Here is a 1,017-nt window from a genome sequence, read left to right as displayed (position 1 = left end):
ACCGCCGCCCCGAACGTCAGGCCGAACACGGCAAGAGCGGCGATACCGAACGCGGTCGTGGTCCGCAGGGCCTGACCGGGCCGGATGAACAACTGCTCCACCTGCCGCCTGGAAGCCGTCGAGACGCCCAGCCCTTCCCCCAGCCACTGCGCGAACCCCCGCCCGTGCTCGGCGTCGGCAGCGGAGACAATGATCAGCAGCGGCACCAACGTAAGGAACCCCAGCGCCGCGAAGCCCAGCGAACGCGACCACAGCTCGATATCCCTGCTCCGCCGCCACCCACGCCCGACTGGCGAACGGCTGATCACGCGGTGCAGCCGCCCGAACCGAGACGAACGGTCCGCGTCACCGGAAGGCTCTATCGGCATGTCTGCCGACTACCACGTTCGAAACCTTTGCCACGCAAGGGCGCGACGCGAAGATTCGCGGATAGCCTGAACAAACAATGGGCCACCGAGGTTCAGCAGGCTGTGACTGCCCGCAGGGGCGGCTCGAACCGGCCCGGGTCAACGGCTCAGGAGGCAGGCCATGATCCATTCAGCCGATATCCGCGAGTGGCGCAACCACAGCGTCGTCGACCCGAAGGGCCACAAGATCGGCGTGCTCGAAGCGGTCTACGTGGACACCACCACCGACGAACCGGCCATGGCCACAGTCCGCACCGGACTCCCCACCCGCCACCACCTGGCCTTCGTACCCCTCGACGAGGCAATCCTCGGGCCCGGCTACGTCAAGGTCTCCTACGCCAAGACGCTGGTGAAGAAGGCGCCCTCGCTCGGCATGGACGACATCCTGCCCGCCGAGTCAGAGGAAGCGATCTTCCAGCACTACGACATGCCCTACCAGACGGGAGCAGGAGGCGAGCGGCAACTCGCGCGCCGCTGACGCCCGCGCTCATCCACCCTTGGGAGCGTAAGCGTCATGGCCTTCTTGCTTCTTCTCGTTCTGGTCGCCGTCGTGCTGGGAATCATCGGAGTGGCGGCCGAGGGGCTGGGCTACTTGTTGATCATCGGCATC

Annotated in this window: 1 protein-coding gene and 1 pseudogene; one reads left to right on the top strand and one right to left on the bottom strand. The window is 66.5% G+C overall.

Annotated features, from left to right (window positions below; all coding sequences use genetic code 11):
• Positions 1-368, bottom strand: a pseudogene (locus tag ACZ561_RS40100) (ribonuclease BN); the annotation flags it as partial.
• A 160-nt stretch (positions 369-528) separates the two neighbouring features.
• On the opposite strand from ACZ561_RS40100, the gene ACZ561_RS40095 reads away from it, so the two are divergent.
• Entirely contained in the window at positions 529-885 is a 357-nt protein-coding gene (locus ACZ561_RS40095; protein WP_388124041.1) for a PRC-barrel domain-containing protein, read from the top strand.
• Positions 886-1,017 lie beyond the last annotated feature (132 nt).

It is taken from the genome of Streptomyces sp. NPDC039609 (assembly GCF_055596705.1).
This window is presented reverse-complemented; position numbering and strand designations above follow the sequence as displayed.